Here is a 16,425-nt window from a genome sequence, read left to right as displayed (position 1 = left end):
CAGCTTGCTTCAAGATACTCATGATCAAGCTGTCTGAATACTTAGATGTTTTCATAGAAAATCTCCTTAAATCAAGGTTATTCGATTTTCTACTTTTAAACTCAATTATTTTTAGGGGGGATTACCATTCCACTGATAATTAATTTTATTACTGAATAACGTTGGTGACTTAGGCAAGCTTATTTTTTCTTCAATAATCTTCTCCCCACCCTCAAAACAATGCTGTCCTGCTTTCGCCTCAAATTTAGCTGAAGTACTCACAAAAACACCTTTTGAATTAATTTTGATTTGTGAACCACCTGCCGTTAGCACAATTTCTTTTGGACTGGTAATTTCCACCCGATCTTCCGTAGAAATCAGCTTGATTTTCTGGCGTGCAATTGCATCTATAGCACCATCTTGTGCCTGAATTTCGACTTTACCCTTGGCTGCAAAAGCACGTATACCTTGCTCCGCTGCAAATAAACTGATTTTATCGCGTGCATGTGTAATCACAGATTTTTGGGTAGAAACATTAATACTGCCTGCGGCACTTTGATGAATATGTTGATCTGCAGAAAGGTGTAAATCTTGCTGAGTTGAAACTGCAATTGAGTTGGGCGCACAAAGAATCATAACCGCCTGCTTAAAACTTGCCGCTTTAGTTTGATCTTCTAGTTCAATTTGATTTAAAAATTCTTTGAGATGCTCCAGTGTTTCCAAAGGATCTGTTTGCTGATTTTGTGCCAACTCACTTAAGCCTTTGCTTGCCGCTAAACTGGACTCCAATTGCCTTTTGGCAGGACTCGCATCTAAATGATACGCTTGTGCCTGTGCTTGTAGATGAGTTGAAAGCAGTAAGCCTGCACCTGCACGCACAGCTCCCCACCGATCAGTTCTTAATTCAAAGCCTTCGCCGCGCCCAATTGAATCCTCCTGCCGCATTGGATGGCTCAAATATCCTAAATTCAACTGACTCGCAGCATGACTACTCTGCAATTGCGCACTGAATTGTTTGGTGGTGTCATTGAAGCGAAGTTGGTTAAACCCTGCACCACGTATTTCTTGTGAACGAATCCCGCTCAAGTATTTGGTATCGGGTAGAGTTCCAACTGTATCGAATTGTGTCTGTTGTCGTTCTGCCTCATGTAAACGTCCAACCACAAAAGGACGATCAATATTGCCATCAAAGAAATCCACCACCACAATTTCACCAATACGTGGGTGAAATCTTGCACCATAACCCTCACCTGCCCACGGTGTGAGTACATCCACCCACGCCGAATCGCTCTCATTGTCGTTGGCACCCGCACCACCATCATGCAAGTGGTCATCACTTCGGGTAAATAAAAACCGAACTTTAATACGCCCCCACGCATCTACATGCACGGTTTCATCCTCAGGTCCAACCACTTTAGCGCGCTGTGGATAAGCCACGGGACGATGCAGTAATGGATTAAACTCTGGAACGAGCGCAATATGTCGTCGAATCAAATTCAATTGACAAAATTGTTGAGGATCACCCTCCAACGGTAACTGAAATGTCCACTGACTTTGTTGCAGCAGACTCAAAAAATGCTGTTGTAATTCAGGTGCTAAATTGTTTTGGTTATAAAACTGTTTGGACAGTATTAAAAACTCTCGTTCAGTTTGGGGATGTTGATCAATTTCAGCATGCCCGTGTAATTCAAACCAATACCCCACTTGCGCATCACGTAAATTACTTTGCGCGGAAAAATATTTTGCCTGCAAATCATAATACTGAGCCAATTGTTGTCCCAATTGTTCTAATTGTTCGGTACTTGCAGCTGTCACCTGATCTTGCCCAGTTAAGTCTTGCATCCACGCAGGACTCACGCACCACGCCTGTTCTAAACTTAAAGCTTTACTATTTTGTGTGCTACTTTGTAAGGGCGATGTGAACTGTACTGAATTTTGGTCCTGTGCCAAAAGATCGGGTTGCCAGCGTTGTAACTGTACTTCAGTGGGTTGCAGGTTACGCTGTGCCATCCAAGTGTAAATGCTATCCCGCTGCTCGATTGCACTTGTACGCTGAAATGCCACTCGTCTACGTTTTAAGGGCTGATAATGACTATTCTGCTCAATCAGTCTTAATTTTTGTGTATCCATAGGCGTTAAAAAATGCTCAACCCAAGGTTGTTTTTCATCCACCAACCAATTGATGCCTTCGCTACGCCACAAACGGGTTAAAAACTCATAATCGCTTTCGTTGGATTGTATGATGAGAGGTCGAACTGCATAACGCTGACTGAGACCACTTAAATCTAAACTTAAACTTGCAGCAAATAATGCACTGCGGTCTTGCCATTCTTTAAACAGAATTTCACTCACCTCCACCACAGTTTTATTCATAAATACCCGACTGTTGCGGCGTTTATGCCACAAAGCCGTTGCATCCTGAATCTGCAATCTATAGAGACTGAGCGTGCCATCACTTTGCCATTGCGCTGCTGCAGTAATAATGCCGCTATGTCGAAATAATTCGCCTTGATCGGTGAGTTGATCTACAGCCACCCGACTGCCAATAAATTGTTTCAACGGCAAATTTGCATGCGGTGAGAGGCATAAGACATCCATCTGCAAACCTTGGTTGATGGCATGCTGACCATAAACGCACTGCAAAAAGACCTGATGATTTAAGGCTGAATTAGAAAACTGGATATGAATTGTGCGGTGTTGAGGGCTTAAGCCAAATTTTTCTAATACAGCAAAGAGTGAACTTTGCATTGTTATTATCGTTGCTATTTTTATAGTGGCGCTATTCTAATCAGCAACTTGGCAATTATCTAGAGCGTAAAATGGATAAAGCGATAAACGGAATTTGCAGTTAAGACCATCTCCATCGCCAATTTTGATAATCCTCAATCCCTCTATTGATGAAAAATCAACAAACATGACACATTGCGTTACTCTGCAGTCAAGACAATCTTCAATCGCTATGCTACAACTGAGTTATGCCGTCAAAAAAGGAGAGGTGAAGAAATTTATTGTTTTTTATCAAAACCTTTTTTTATTTTTATTTCGTCATCTCAGCTTTCTACATAAAAGGGTCATCATTAAGCTTTAGCATAATAAAAGCATGCAAATGCCTTACATATATAACTGCTATTCGGGAGCGAACATGAATAACAGCCAAAATTATGTCAAACAAATTAAAAATGCTAAACGTGGAGGATATACGCCTACCATCGCCAAAGACATCAACAAACATAAGATTCAAAAAGCCATTCGCCTAATTGAACAATGGAGAACGCTCGCAAATGAACTCAAACCACAAATGCAACTTGATATGGCCTTTACCTTAGAAGAATGTGCACAGGATTTAGATCGCATCTTAAGAAATAAATAATCGCTTTTCACACTTCATTTCAAGTTATTTTCTTCAATGAGCCCACCCGCTGGGCTCATTTCATACAAAACCTTCTATGTGATTTCCTCGTTTGTAACGCGCCAAAATACTGTGTACAAAATCTTCAAAAACTCTATGCCCTGCATTAAACGGTTACTTTTTGGCTTGCGCACACGTAAAAATTCTGTAAAATTCTCTACACAACGCCGGCATAGCTCAGTTGGTAGAGCAACTGACTTGTAATCAGTAGGTCCACAGTTCGAATCCGTGTGCCGGCACCATATTAAACCTCATAAGCTTTTAATTTATGAGGTTTTTTGTTTCTATAAACGTATATTTTATCTTCCTCATGCTGCTCGAATCTCCAATTTATTTAGGGCTTCGATTTATCTGCAAAACTTCAATTGCAATACAAGATTGTGACTTTTCACTTGTTAAATGTATTTTATGATTTAGAATGCTGTACACATATTTCAGATCGTATTTTTATATTGATGGTCTATTTTGTTGATGTTTCATCCATATAAACTGACATTTAAAAATATTTTTGTGAATTAAAATAAAAATTTAAAATTATAAGTCTTAGAAAATTGAGTATTAAAACAATGCTTCTCTAAAATTTTCCAGTTTAAGGAAGACCTCATGGCTCAAAGCTTTGCAACGCATCATTCCATGACCAATCATGGTGGAATCATCCTTGCCAATCAAATGCGTGTTTCTCAAATGGGAAATTTATTTTTAGTGGCGGGTAATGGACATTTCTGCCCTAAGTGCCAGCGTTGGTCCACAATTATAAAAAGTCACGATCATATTCTTTTTGATGACAAAGCCGTGGCTTATGTCGGGGATCAATTGACGTGTGGCGCAAAAATTTTACCGAAACAGTTTCATGTGGTGGGTGGGATTTAAAGCCAATTATGAACATCCAAACACCGAAAAACTTCATTATCTAGCAGCTGATTACGATAGATTAAGCTTTTTCCGCACTCACCTGCACATATTTAATCCAGCCATCCGCATAGAGCTTGGCACATAAACGTGCGGTCATGGCAATTTTAAACCAGTCTGTATCTCGCGTTTGTACTCGATGCTTGAGATGCTGATTCACATAGTCAGCAAAACCCGCCAAAACTTGTGCCGACAAATCTTCCACCTGAATCTGTTTAAATTCAAACTGTTCTAAAACCGCTCGAAGCTGACTTTCAGACATCAGATCTTTAAAATTGACAGCGGCAGATTTTAATAAGGCACGATATTGCAGCTGTTTGAACGCATGCGTTGGCGCTTGTTCTGCCCAAATTAAATAATGAAAGCCCAAACGTCCATTTGAATTCAAGACCGCACTGACCTGACTTAAAAATGAATTCAAATGACTGTGATATGCTGCATCGATACAGAACACCACATCAAAACGTGGTTGTGGAAAAAGTGCTTTTAAATTTAAAAATGAAGCAGCGTGAATTTTAATATTTGAATTTAAATGTTGTCGAATCGACTGCACATGATGATCTTGTAGCTCAACAGCTTCAAGTCGTTGTATTTGATAGTGTTCCAACCAATATTTAAGACTGGCACCTTGCCCACAGCCTAAATCCAGTACAACATCTTTTGAATTTAAATGCACTGCTGCTGCCAAATGCGCTGCCAAATTTTGACATGCAGCGGGATAATCAGATCCCACTGCATCTGACCAATAACCTAAATTGCTCCACGGCAATGCGGAAGTATCTCCCAAATATGCCGCTTGAATGGCATATTTATGTTTTGGAAAATGCTGTCGTATCGCCTGTTGCCATTTCATGCTGACTCAGTCTAATTCAAAAAAGAGGGGCTGTTGATAATTCATCTATGTTTGCGACAACGCATATTTTTTAGCTGATATAAGGCATGAGGCAGGAAATTTAGTCATTCTAAATGACTGACTCATAACGCAATAGCAGCAAAAAATATGCTTGTCCTTCGCTGCGACTTGCGCTACAAACAAAGCAGTGCTTGTTTTTGCTCAGGCTGTGGCTAAAACTTTCTCAGATTGCGTTATGAAACTTGGCAATAGTCTCGCTATTCCCTGCGTTTCATGCCTGATCTGCTCAGTTTTAGCCTACAGCACAAACCATTTATGAAATATCAACAGACCCTAAACTTAATAACCTAATTGCGGCGCAACCTCAACTTGTGGTTTTAAATCAATAAACGGTAATGGTGCACCAAAAATTTCTGCAATATGCATAGCGGAAGTCACTGCAGATTCTAAAATTGGTAAACCATCGCACGACCATGAACCGCAGAAGAACACTTTACGATTGTCTTGGTGATGGCGCTGCTGCAACTCTTTGTTTAATGCCACTGTCTTTGAATCCACCACAGCGCGGGTTAAAGTTACCGTTGAAATGATCTTTTTCGGATCAATTGGTGTAACTGGACGCCATGTTTGGAACACTGGCGATTTACCGACCAAAGTTGGTTCGATCGAGTTAAGCCATACCGTAAATTGCTGACGAGTAAATTTACGATCCATCATATAACTTAAAACAGACCAATCTTTACGTTTTGGCGGCATCACCGTTTGATCAGTGTGAATCACCAAATCACCCTGCTCGAATTTGAACTGTTTAAGCAATTCAATATCTTCTGCAAATTGTTGATTGTCCAAGAAGTCTTGGACTTTAGTGGTTGGCGTTGCAATCACCACACGGTCAAATGTTTGCGACTGACCCTCAGAATTTTCAACAATTACACCATCTTCTTGTTGATGAACACGAGTAATCGCTGCACCACTTTGAATATTAATACCTTCAATCAACTTATCAACCAATGCAGGCGTGCCACCTTGTAAACGCAATAATGCATCACCATCAGTCAATTGGCGTAAAAATACCAACAATGGTTTTGCTGGCCATTCACCAATGGTTTTAGGGTCACAAGTACAAATGGTGTAAAGCACTGGCATCACTGCACCATGCCAAAACACTTCTTCAATTTCGTTACGGTTGATAAATTCCGCAAGGGTAATGTCTTGGTTTTTAGATTTGAAAAATTTAGCGATGGCTGTTTTTAACTGCAACATGCCTTTTACCAAACGCCAGCCGTATTGTTGTATGCCTTTACGGTTGTTAATGATTGGGAAATTACCAATACGGGTACGGCTTGTGGTCAGCCAAGTTTCGGTACGATCTTCAAATAACCAACTGCACGCCATATAAGTACGCACAGGATAAGTTTTAATGCCTAAATGTGTGGCCAAGCTGAGGGTGTTTTTCCACAAATGTGGGTTCATGACCCGTAACGGCGCATCAATTAAACCATCCTCAAATTCGATGCTATGACTGTCCATTCCACGACCAGGCAGCGCCTCAAAAATTGTAATGTTATGCCCTGCATCTTTAAGAATTCTTGCGGTAGCCAGTCCAGCCATACCACTACCGATCACTGCGATATCCAAACCGATCATCCATCTTTTTACATACTTTATGAAATTATGAACCATGCCTAAGGAAAATGAGCTATTAAAAACTACCAGATTGTGTACTTTTCACAGAGAAACAACACAAAGTGCATTGGCAATATGATTACATTTTTTAACAATCAGAAAGTGCTTAAATAAGCCTTAGAATTTATTCATATTATTTCTTTAATACTATAAATAGTGTTCTAAACCATGTAGATAAATTCACCAATTTTATAATTTTCGTTTTACAAATAAATCTCTAAACGCTATGATACCAAGCACAAAAATGATAACTACATCACATATAATTATCATAAGGAATATGATCAATCCGCTAAAACTAGAAATTTGACAGCGCCAGAACAACAAAAGCCTCGGTCGGGACATCGACATGAGGCTTTTTTCTTGGCTAAGATTTTTTAAAGCTTAACCCGCTTGATGTTGAATCGGAATTTCACCAAACTTGCCTTGATTAAAATCTTCAAAAGCTTGAATGATTTCCTGCTTGGTATTCATGACAAATGGACCATAGCCTTGAATAGGTTCATTTAATGGCTTGCCTGTCAGCACTAAAAATTGCGTATCTTGCAGTGCTTCAAGCTGAATTAACGCTTCACCATCTTGAGCAAATAACACCACTGAGTGATCTTGCACAAGTTGACTGCCATTGACCCGCACTTCACCTGCCAACACCACCAATAAAGTATTGTGATCTACCGGCACATGCAGCGCTTGGGTCTGTGCAGCTTTCAATTGTCCATCCCAAACATTGACAGGGCTAAAGGTGCTGGCAGGCCCAGATTGTTCTGCGTACTGACCTGCAATAATGCGTAAATGCCCCGCCTGATTTTCAAACTCAATTTCCGGAATATTTTGAGATTCAATGGCTTGATAACGTGGCGATGTCATTTTGTCTGCGGCAGGCAAATTCACCCAAAGCTGCACCATTTCAAACAATCCGCCTTGTGCTGCATAGTCTTTGGAGTGAAATTCCTCATGCACCACACCAGCACCTGCTGTCATCCACTGCACATCACCTGTTTTAATGGTGCCACCACCGCCTGCCGAGTCTTTATGCGTCACTTCACCCCGATAGGCAAGTGTCACCGTTTCGAAACCGCGATGTGGATGCGAGCCAACTCCATGTTGTGCCGTTGTCGCATCAAAATGATACGGCGCTGCATAATCCAAGAGTAGAAATGGACTGATCGCCTGCCCTAAACGGTCATAAGAAAATAGATTTTTGACTGGAAAACCATCGCCCACCCAATGCATGTTTTGGTTGCGATATAAACCGATTATTTTTTTCATGTGTTACACCTATTGCTAGGAGAATAGATGTTTTGATCTTAATCGCTCATCACACCACAACCTAGTGCAAATTTGGCATACAGCATTGCAAGAATGGAATAATCTTGTTGAAACTTATACATGGTTAAACAAATCATGAGCATAAAAAATCCAGAAGCGAAGTTCTGGATTTTTAAAATTGAGTAAGATGACTCGATTAGATTTTACCCACCAAATCAATAGATGGTGCTAGGGTTGCATCGCCTTCTTTCCACTTGGCAGGGCAAACTTCGCCAGGATGCACATGTACATATTGCGCTGCTTTCACTTTACGCAACAATTCTTGCGCGTCACGACCAATACCACCTGCATTGATTTCTACAATTTGGATTTTACCTTCAGGGTCAATCACGAAAGTACCACGATCTGCCAAACCTTCTGCTTCAATCAGCACTTCAAAGTTTTTAGACAATGTCCAAGTTGGGTCGCCAATCATTGGATATTGAATCTTTTTAATTTCTTCTGAGGTGTCGTGCCATGCTTTATGGGTAAAGTGTGTGTCTGTAGATACTGAGTAAATTTCCACACCCATTTTTTGGAATTCAGCATATTGATCGGCTAAATCGGCAAGTTCAGTTGGGCAAACAAAGGTGAAATCTGCAGGGTAGAAAAACACCACTGACCATTTACCAATAAAGTCTTGCTCAGATACGTCAATAAATTGACCATTGTGGTAAGCGGTTGCGTTAAATGCCTTGACTTGGGTATTGATTAAACTCATGGATAATTCCTCATTTCATTTCAGGGATTGCTTATCTTGTGTAGTTAGAATACGAAAAACCAATGAATCGGTAAAACAGTGTTTTTTTATAAAAATAATCGGATTTACAAATTAACAATCCTATCATAGTTTGAAATTTAATCGAGAAAATAGATATTTGCTGAATATCTGCATAAAAAAACCCTTTGTCGAAACAAAGGGTTTGGATGATAATTTCCATTTTAATCAAATGGTTAGTCTAAAATGGCAAGTCATCATCTAAATCTGCTGGTGCAGTTGCAGGCGCAGCTTGTGGCTTCGGTGCAAAACCACTCGGGTTATTGTTGGCATAGCCGCCACCCTGATTTTGGTTAAAACCGCCTTGATTTTGATTCGCATAACCTGTGGCTGGAGCTTGGTTATTGTTAAAACGTGGTTGTGCAAACCCACCATCTTGCTGGTCAGATTGTCCACGGTTCGAAGAATCGAGCATTTGCATTTGATCACCACGAATTTCAGTAGTGTAACGCTCTTGACCGCTTTGATCGGTCCACTGACGTGTACGCAATGAACCTTCAATATATACCTTAGAACCTTTGCGTAAATATTGCTGTGCAATCTCGCCTAAACGGTTATGTAAAACAATGCGATGCCACTCTGTTTGCTCTTTACGCTCACCTGTGTTTTTGTCTGTCCAGACATCACTGGTTGCGATAGAAAATTGAGTGAGAGAACCCCCATTTGGGAAAGTTTTTGTTTCAGGATCACGACCTAAAGTACCCACTAAGATGACTTTATTTACACCACGCATTAGATGTTTTCTTCCTATTTGTTTCTATTATTTACTTTATAAGAGTTATGCTTAAATGGCTACCTCTTTCCCAAACAAGTGCGTTAATTGTTGTCGCGCAGCATCATCAATATGCTGTTTATCAACCTTTACATACGCCACTTGTTGGTCAGACATCACCACGACCTCTTCAATACCACGAATTGCCAATAACTGAGAAGTCCATTCATCTGTTTCTCGATTCTCAGGCAAGCGCAATACCAAAGATGAAAGATAGCGCGGCTGCGCCAATCCAAAACTAACAAGCAACCAAATTATAGCAATCGCAGTCAAAATACTCCAACCCATTGCGGTGTGGTTGAGCATCAACAACTGCCCACCAATCATCCCACCAAAAAATGCTCCCAAAAACTGACTGCTCGCATTCACACCCATCGCGGTGGCTTTAGATTGAATTGGCGCAGCCTTTGACAACCACGAAGGTAATAAAGCTTCCATAACGTTAAAAGCAATAAAGAATAAGCCCAAACCCAATAAAAGGATGTACTTCGATTCAAACCCAAAAATCAGCACCAACAGACCTAAAATAATACCTGCAATGGCGGTCAGGAAAATGCCACGCATTTTGCGATATTTTTCTGCCAAAACAATGCTTGGAAATGCCACGAACAGACTGACCAACAACAATGGCAAATACACCCAACCATGATGCTGCAAAGGAATATCGGCAAATTGGATTAATTGCGAAGGCACATAAATAAACATGGCAGTCAGCAATAAATGTAGGGTAAATACCGATACATGCAGGCGGTTTAAATCGCCCATTTTCAGGACTTGCTTTAACTGAGTGATATAGCCTTGCTGAAAATTACGATGATGGCGCGTGACTTTAGGCACCAATAACAGCATGAGAATTGCTGCCAACCCCATCACTGTGGTCACCCAAAACAGTCCTGAAATACCGACCCAGCCCGTAAGCCATGGCCCTAAACTAAAGGCCACTACAAAAGACATACCGATACTCATACCCATCACCGCCATGGCTTTCATGCGGTTTTCTTCGCGGGTCACATCGGCCAGTAATGCCATCACCACGGCAGATACTGCGCCACCACCTGCAATGGCACGACCAATAATCACGCCATAAATGGTGTCAGACATGGCTGCAATTGCACCCCCCAAAGCAAACAGTAATAAGCCAAAAACCACCAATGGCTTACGGCTATAACGGTCTGCAATTAAACTAAACGGAATTTGTAAAATGGCTTGGGTGAGTCCATAAACACCAACGGCAAGACCAATCAGTGCAGGAGTTGAGTATTGATATGACTGCCCTGCTACTGAAAATACAGGAATAATCATGAACAGACCCAACATGCGCAATGCAAAAATACTGCTTAAAGCAAAGGTCGAGCGGCGTTCTAAGGCATTCATCATATCAATCGACTAAAACTAAATAATTTTGAATTTGCAGATATCCTACAACATTCAGCTTAAGGATGCTGATTTTTCCCGATGTTTATTCAACAGACCCTACTTTTTCAATAAAAAAGGGCGCAACGTTGTGCACCCAAATTTATATTTTATACAGTCTTCATCACCGTATTGCTCTGTGATTTCGCGGCAATACAGCAACGGGCATCACCATAGCATTAACCCGCTTTTGCCTGACGTTTTTTAAATTGAATAGATGCAATCACCGCCCAAACAATAAAGGCAACACCAATTAAACCTGTCACCACTTCTGGCACATGCAAGCCTGTACCGCTGGCAATCATAATAAAGGCCAACGCACCAATCGCATAGTGCGCACCGTGTTCAAGGTAAATATAGGCATCCAACGTGCCTTTTTCGACTAAATAAATCGTCATCGAACGCACGAAAATTGCACCAATCGCCAAGCCTAACATGATGATCACCACATCAGAGGTGATTGCAAATGCACCAATGACACCATCAAAACTGAACGAGGCATCTAGCACTTCCAGATATAAAAAGCCCCCAATACCCGCTTTCACCACGCCTGTCGGTACGCCATTTTCGTCATGACGCACAGCATTGCCCTGTTCATCGACCTCTGGTTCACCGCCCAACATGTGACTCAGCACTTGTACGCCAATATAAATCACGATGCCCCAAATACCCGCCATCGTCACCACAAGGCGCTTATCTTCCACCACATTGGCCGCCATGATTAACAAAGTCACTAAGGCCAAAAATACCGACATGGCAGGCACGCTTGCCAGATTGCTCAAACGACGCTCAAACCATCTAAACCAGTGCGTGTCTTTTTCATCATCCAAGAAAAAGTTTAGGAAAACCATCAACAAGAATGCGCCACCAAAAGCAGCAATTTCAGGGTGATGTGCCATCAGTTTAGCCGAATATTGCTTCGGATCATTCAATGCCAGTTGCACCACTTCCATCATGCCCATATCGGCAGTGACCGCCACAATGACCACAGGGAAAATTAAACGCATACCAAAAACTGCAATGATAATCCCCACGGTTAAAAACAGCATTTTCCAGAAATGATCCCAACCGCGCAGCACTGACGCATTCACCACCGCGTTATCAAACGACAACGACACTTCCATAATCGCCAAAATTGCGGTAATGGTTAGTGCGGTAAGCATGGTTTGCACACCTGCTTCTGGGCCATGGGTATAGCCCCAGTATGCAGATAGCGCAAGACACACAATCGAAAATACGATTGAGAAACCAAAATGTTTCATCATGAGAAACGACCTATCACTATATTTTGATCTGAACTTTTCATCTGCCGAATCTGTACCATCAACGCAAAGTACAGTTTTGATTAAGCTTTAACAGATACAAAAATTCTGAAAATTGAATTGCCCGAATTTTAAATCAGACAAAAACTGAGAATGTAAAATTTTATGCTGCAATTATGACGCTTTTTCCTCAACTTCGGCAAAATTCTTCGTATGATTTTTGGTTTCCCGATCAGATACCGTGAAAACCGTGTTTTTCATTCCCAAACTGCTATAGTGAAATGCAACGACATATTAGGAATTTAGGATGCGCTTTTCTCAAGACGCTTGGCAACGTAACCTTGCCCTTTATCACAAGACGCTCGCTTTACCATTTAATCAGGAGTTGGCACAAGGCACCTTAAGTAAAGCTGCTTTTGCACATTATGTGATTCAAGATTCACATTACTTAATTGCCTACGGGCGTGCACTGGCAGTCTGTGCGGCTAAAGCTTTTGATGCAGATGATATTATTCAGTTCGCAGATGCCGCCAAAATCGCAATTGTGGTGGAACGTACCTTACATGACAGCTTTATGCAGGAGTTTGATATTTCCAAACAGGAATTTGAAAGTACTCCGCTGACCCTTGCCTGTCATCACTACACTTCTTATTTAGTCGCAACCGCATGGTCAGAAAGCTATCCTGTGGTATTGGCATCACTACTGCCATGTTTCTGGATTTATGCCGAAGTTGGTAAAGATATCGTCAATAATTCTGCACCGAATAATCCGTATCAGGCATGGGTCGATACCTATTCGGGCGAGGAATTCCACACCGCAGTCAATAATGTGATTCAAACCATAGACCGTGTTGCTGCGCGCTGTGATGCCGATACCCTTGAAAAAATGCACCACGCCTACACCAAAGCTGCAGAACTGGAATGGTTATTCTGGGATAGCGCCTATCATCAACGTCAGTGGCCGGGTTTAGATCAAGCTTAACGGCCGCCCTCACGCACCGTATGGGGATCACTCCATACAGTGCGACAAGCCATGACCGATAAAGCATGAAAAATAACACTTGAACAATTTTCATGCGCTATCATATATAGGTTTTTCATTTGCAAAATATCGAGAAGTTTTTATGAGCCAAAGTCATATCCGTATTCGAGGTGCACGTACCCATAACCTAAAAAACGTGAACCTTGATATTCCACGCGATAAATTTGTGGTAATTACGGGTTTATCTGGTTCAGGAAAATCTTCACTGGCGTTTGATACCCTTTATGCCGAAGGACAGCGTCGTTATGTCGAATCGCTTTCTGCATACGCACGCCAGTTTTTATCGCAAATGGAAAAACCTGAAGTCGACTCGATTGAAGGTCTAAGTCCCGCAATTGCCATTGAACAGAAATCGACCAGCCATAACCCGCGTTCAACCGTGGGTACCATTACCGAAATTTACGACTATTTGCGTTTACTGTATGCACGTGTCGGCACACCTTACTGTCCTGAACATGATTTACCAATGGTGGCGCAAACTGTTTCAGAAATGGTCGATGCTGTAAAAGCACTGGAAGAAGGCACTGCCTTAATGCTACTCGCGCCTGTGATTCGTGAGCGTAAAGGCGAATATGTGCATCTGTTTGAACAGCTACAAAGTCAGGGTTTTGTACGCGCCCGAGTTGATGGCGAAGTCATGGACATTGACCCACCACCAGAACTCGATAAAAAGAAAAAACATACCATTGAAGTGGTGGTAGACCGTTTTAAAGTCCGAGATGATTTGGGCAACCGTATTGCCGAAAGCTTTGAAACTGCACTGCGTTTAGGTGGCGATTTAGCCATTTTATCGTGGATGAATGCGGAACAACCTGATCGTATTTTTTCGGCCAAGCACTCTTGCCCGCAATGTGACCGTGCCGTGGCAGAACTTGAACCGCGCCTGTTCTCATTTAACAACCCTTTTGGCGCTTGTCCAACTTGTGATGGTTTGGGGACACGTAGCCATTTCAGTGCGGAAAAATTGATTCCAAACCCTGAACTGTCGATTAGTCAGGGCGCAATTCGCGGCTGGGACAGACAGCGTCCGTATTATTACAGCATGCTGGAAAAAGTCGCGGCACATTATGAACTCTCACTCGATACGGCATGGAATCAGCTGGACAGCGTGACACAAAAGAAATTCCTGTATGGCACAGGTAAAGACAAAATTGACCTGAGCTATACTGATGAACGTGGACGCCACCATAAACGTGTGATTGCGTTTGAAGGCGTGTTACCGCATTTAGAACGTCGTTACCGTGAAACCGAAAGTAATTATGTACGTGATGATTTGGCGCAGTATTTATCTAATGCTGCCTGTGATGCCTGCGGTGGTTCACGTTTAAATGAAATCTCTCGTAATGTCCGCGTGAAAGACAAAACCATTGCTCAAATTACCCAAATGTCGATTGGCGATGCCGAAGACTACTATCAAGGCTTAAATCTTGAAGGGGCCAAAGGTGAAGTCGCAGATAAAATCTTTAAAGAAATTCGTGAACGTCTGCACTTTTTAGTGTCGGTGGGTTTGAATTATTTAAGTCTGTCACGCTCCGCCGAAACTCTTTCAGGCGGTGAAGCACAACGTATCCGCTTGGCATCTCAAATTGGTGCGGGGCTTATGGGCGTGATGTATGTGCTAGATGAACCTTCAATTGGCTTGCACCAGCGTGACAATGATCGCCTGTTGGAAACCCTGATTCGTTTACGTGACTTGGGTAACACGGTGTTGGTGGTAGAACACGATGAAGATGCGATTCGCGCTGCCGACCATATTATTGATATTGGCCCAGGTGCAGGTGTGCATGGTGGACATATTATTGCCGAAGGCACCTATGCAGAACTGGCCGAACATGCAGACTCCCTAACAGGGCAGTATTTATCGGGCAAATTAAAAATTGAAGTGCCGAAAACGCGCACCCAACCGCCACATCCCGAACAACAAATTAAGCTAATGGGCGCAGCAGGACATAACCTGAAAAAAGTGGATCTCACTTTGCCTTTAGGGGTAATGACTTGTGTCACAGGCGTGTCGGGTTCAGGAAAATCGACCTTAATTAACCGCACTTTATTGCCTTTGGCTGCAACACAATTAAATGGTGCCACGACCTTAAATGCAGAAAAGTTCGACTCAATTGATGGTTTGCAATATTTAGATAAAGTCGTGGATATTGACCAAAGCCCAATTGGACGCACTCCACGCTCTAACCCTGCGACTTATACTGGCTTGTTCACTCCAATCCGAGAACTATTTGCGCAAACGCCTGAAGCCAAAGCGCGTGGCTATGCGGCTGGTCGCTTCTCCTTTAACGTTAAAGGTGGACGCTGCGAAGCTTGTGAGGGTGACGGTATGATTAAGGTAGCGATGCACTTCTTGCCAGATATGTACGTGCCTTGCGATGCCTGTCATGGTAAACGCTATAACCGCGAAACTTTGGAAGTCAGTTATAAAGGTCGCAATATTTCTGATGTTTTGGAAATGACCGTTGAAGATGCCATGCATTTCTTTGATGCCATTCCTGTGATTCATCGTCGGTTGGAAACGTTAAATCAGGTTGGCTTGGGTTATATCCGCCTTGGTCAATCAGCTACAACTTTATCTGGCGGTGAAGCACAGCGCGTAAAACTGGCGCGTGAACTGGCCAAACGAGATACAGGCAAAACCCTGTATGTACTGGATGAACCGACCACTGGTTTGCACTTCCATGACATTGCCAAATTGCTCGACATCCTGCATGAGCTACGCAACAAGGGTAATACCATTGTGGTGATTGAACACAACCTAGATGTGATTAAAACTGCAGACTGGATTGTCGATTTAGGCCCTGAAGGTGGTGCAGGCGGTGGACAAATCATTGCCGAAGGCACACCTGAAACTGTCGCAAAATCTAAAATTTCACATACCGCAAAATTCTTAAAACCGATGTTAAAAGGCTAAAATAGATTATTTCAGTTTTTAAGCCCATTCAAGTTTAAATACAGATTCAGCACAAACTTGTGCTGAATCTTTCACTCTAGGCTTTTTATCACTTCGG

At 42.1% G+C, this 16,425-nt stretch carries 11 protein-coding genes, 1 tRNA gene and 1 pseudogene; 5 read left to right on the top strand and 8 right to left on the bottom strand.

Features of this window, described 5'->3' with window-relative positions; all coding sequences use genetic code 11:
• Positions 1 to 111: 111 nt before the first annotated feature.
• Complete coding sequence (locus tag FTV43_RS08115; RefSeq protein ID WP_257224103.1) at positions 112 to 2,727, bottom strand: type VI secretion system Vgr family protein; 2,616 nt, start codon at positions 2,725 to 2,727, stop codon at positions 112 to 114.
• A 394-nt stretch (positions 2,728 to 3,121) separates the two neighbouring features.
• Between FTV43_RS08115 and FTV43_RS08110 the strand changes: the two genes are divergently transcribed.
• The 3 genes and pseudogenes from FTV43_RS08110 to FTV43_RS08100 all read left to right on the top strand — a co-directional run.
• Positions 3,122 to 3,349, top strand: coding sequence for a hypothetical protein (locus FTV43_RS08110; RefSeq protein ID WP_004970172.1), 228 nt, complete (start codon positions 3,122 to 3,124; stop codon positions 3,347 to 3,349).
• A gap of 205 nt (positions 3,350 to 3,554) precedes the next feature.
• A tRNA-Thr gene (locus FTV43_RS08105) sits at positions 3,555 to 3,630 on the top strand.
• A gap of 361 nt (positions 3,631 to 3,991) precedes the next feature.
• Positions 3,992 to 4,249: pseudogene (locus FTV43_RS08100) on the top strand (PAAR domain-containing protein); the annotation flags it as partial.
• 70 nt (positions 4,250 to 4,319) lie between these two features.
• Here the strand turns inward: FTV43_RS08100 and FTV43_RS08095 are convergent.
• The 7 genes from FTV43_RS08095 to FTV43_RS08065 all read right to left on the bottom strand — a co-directional run bounded on the left by FTV43_RS08095 (position 4,320) and on the right by FTV43_RS08065 (position 12,372).
• A complete protein-coding gene (locus FTV43_RS08095; RefSeq protein WP_154321174.1) occupies positions 4,320 to 5,150 on the bottom strand; it encodes a cyclopropane-fatty-acyl-phospholipid synthase family protein in 831 nt (276 codons plus the stop codon).
• Positions 5,151 to 5,489: 339 nt separating this feature from the next.
• Complete coding sequence (locus tag FTV43_RS08090; protein WP_004970183.1) at positions 5,490 to 6,797, bottom strand: FAD-dependent oxidoreductase; 1,308 nt, start codon at positions 6,795 to 6,797, stop codon at positions 5,490 to 5,492.
• Between the two features lie 423 nt (positions 6,798 to 7,220).
• On the bottom strand, positions 7,221 to 8,105 hold the full coding sequence (locus FTV43_RS08085) for a pirin family protein (RefSeq protein ID WP_179995288.1): 885 nt from the start codon (positions 8,103 to 8,105) through the stop codon (positions 7,221 to 7,223).
• A 196-nt stretch (positions 8,106 to 8,301) separates the two neighbouring features.
• On the bottom strand, positions 8,302 to 8,865 hold the full coding sequence (ahpC, locus tag FTV43_RS08080) for an alkyl hydroperoxide reductase subunit C (protein WP_179995287.1): 564 nt from the start codon (positions 8,863 to 8,865) through the stop codon (positions 8,302 to 8,304).
• A 238-nt stretch (positions 8,866 to 9,103) separates the two neighbouring features.
• Positions 9,104 to 9,655, bottom strand: a complete 552-nt coding sequence (gene ssb, locus FTV43_RS08075) for a single-stranded DNA-binding protein (protein WP_179995286.1) — start codon at positions 9,653 to 9,655, stop codon at positions 9,104 to 9,106.
• 51 nt (positions 9,656 to 9,706) lie between these two features.
• Positions 9,707 to 11,071 carry an MFS transporter gene (locus FTV43_RS08070; RefSeq protein WP_004970193.1) on the bottom strand — a complete coding sequence of 455 codons (1,365 nt, stop codon included), beginning with the start codon at positions 11,069 to 11,071 and terminating at the stop codon, positions 9,707 to 9,709.
• A 215-nt stretch (positions 11,072 to 11,286) separates the two neighbouring features.
• Complete coding sequence (locus tag FTV43_RS08065; RefSeq protein ID WP_004970195.1) at positions 11,287 to 12,372, bottom strand: DUF475 domain-containing protein; 1,086 nt, start codon at positions 12,370 to 12,372, stop codon at positions 11,287 to 11,289.
• A 304-nt stretch (positions 12,373 to 12,676) separates the two neighbouring features.
• Here FTV43_RS08065 and tenA point away from each other — a divergent pair, with 304 nt between their 5' ends.
• A complete protein-coding gene (gene tenA / locus FTV43_RS08060; RefSeq protein WP_004970198.1) occupies positions 12,677 to 13,351 on the top strand; it encodes a thiaminase II in 675 nt (224 codons plus the stop codon).
• Between the two features lie 142 nt (positions 13,352 to 13,493).
• Positions 13,494 to 16,328: an excinuclease ABC subunit UvrA gene (uvrA, locus tag FTV43_RS08055; RefSeq protein ID WP_179995285.1), complete on the top strand. Its 2,835-nt coding sequence runs from the start codon at positions 13,494 to 13,496 to the stop codon at positions 16,326 to 16,328.
• Positions 16,329 to 16,425: the final 97 nt, after the last annotated feature.

The sequence above is a fragment of the Acinetobacter sp. YH16053 genome, from assembly GCF_013417035.1.
Taxonomy (GTDB): Bacteria; Pseudomonadota; Gammaproteobacteria; order Pseudomonadales; family Moraxellaceae; genus Acinetobacter; species Acinetobacter towneri.
Note: the sequence above shows the minus strand (reverse complement) of the source record. Positions and strands in the feature narration are given on the sequence as shown.

What these genes read in the sequence shown, in the direction of transcription:
- ahpC (WP_179995287.1), bottom strand. Translation starts at nt 8,865, where the DNA reads ATGAGTTTAATCAATACCCAAGTCAAGGCATTTAACGCAACCGCTTAC.
- FTV43_RS08070 (WP_004970193.1), bottom strand. Translation starts at nt 11,071, where the DNA reads ATGATGAATGCCTTAGAACGCCGCTCGACCTTTGCTTTAAGCAGTATT.
- tenA (WP_004970198.1), top strand. Translation starts at nt 12,677, where the DNA reads ATGCGCTTTTCTCAAGACGCTTGGCAACGTAACCTTGCCCTTTATCAC.
- ssb (WP_179995286.1), bottom strand. Translation starts at nt 9,655, where the DNA reads ATGCGTGGTGTAAATAAAGTCATCTTAGTGGGTACTTTAGGTCGTGAT.
- FTV43_RS08065 (WP_004970195.1), bottom strand. Translation starts at nt 12,372, where the DNA reads ATGATGAAACATTTTGGTTTCTCAATCGTATTTTCGATTGTGTGTCTT.
- uvrA (WP_179995285.1), top strand. Translation starts at nt 13,494, where the DNA reads ATGAGCCAAAGTCATATCCGTATTCGAGGTGCACGTACCCATAACCTA.
- FTV43_RS08095 (WP_154321174.1), bottom strand. Translation starts at nt 5,150, where the DNA reads ATGAAATGGCAACAGGCGATACGACAGCATTTTCCAAAACATAAATAT.
- FTV43_RS08110 (WP_004970172.1), top strand. Translation starts at nt 3,122, where the DNA reads ATGAATAACAGCCAAAATTATGTCAAACAAATTAAAAATGCTAAACGT.
- FTV43_RS08115 (WP_257224103.1), bottom strand. Translation starts at nt 2,727, where the DNA reads ATGCAAAGTTCACTCTTTGCTGTATTAGAAAAATTTGGCTTAAGCCCT.
- FTV43_RS08090 (WP_004970183.1), bottom strand. Translation starts at nt 6,797, where the DNA reads ATGATCGGTTTGGATATCGCAGTGATCGGTAGTGGTATGGCTGGACTG.
- FTV43_RS08085 (WP_179995288.1), bottom strand. Translation starts at nt 8,105, where the DNA reads ATGAAAAAAATAATCGGTTTATATCGCAACCAAAACATGCATTGGGTG.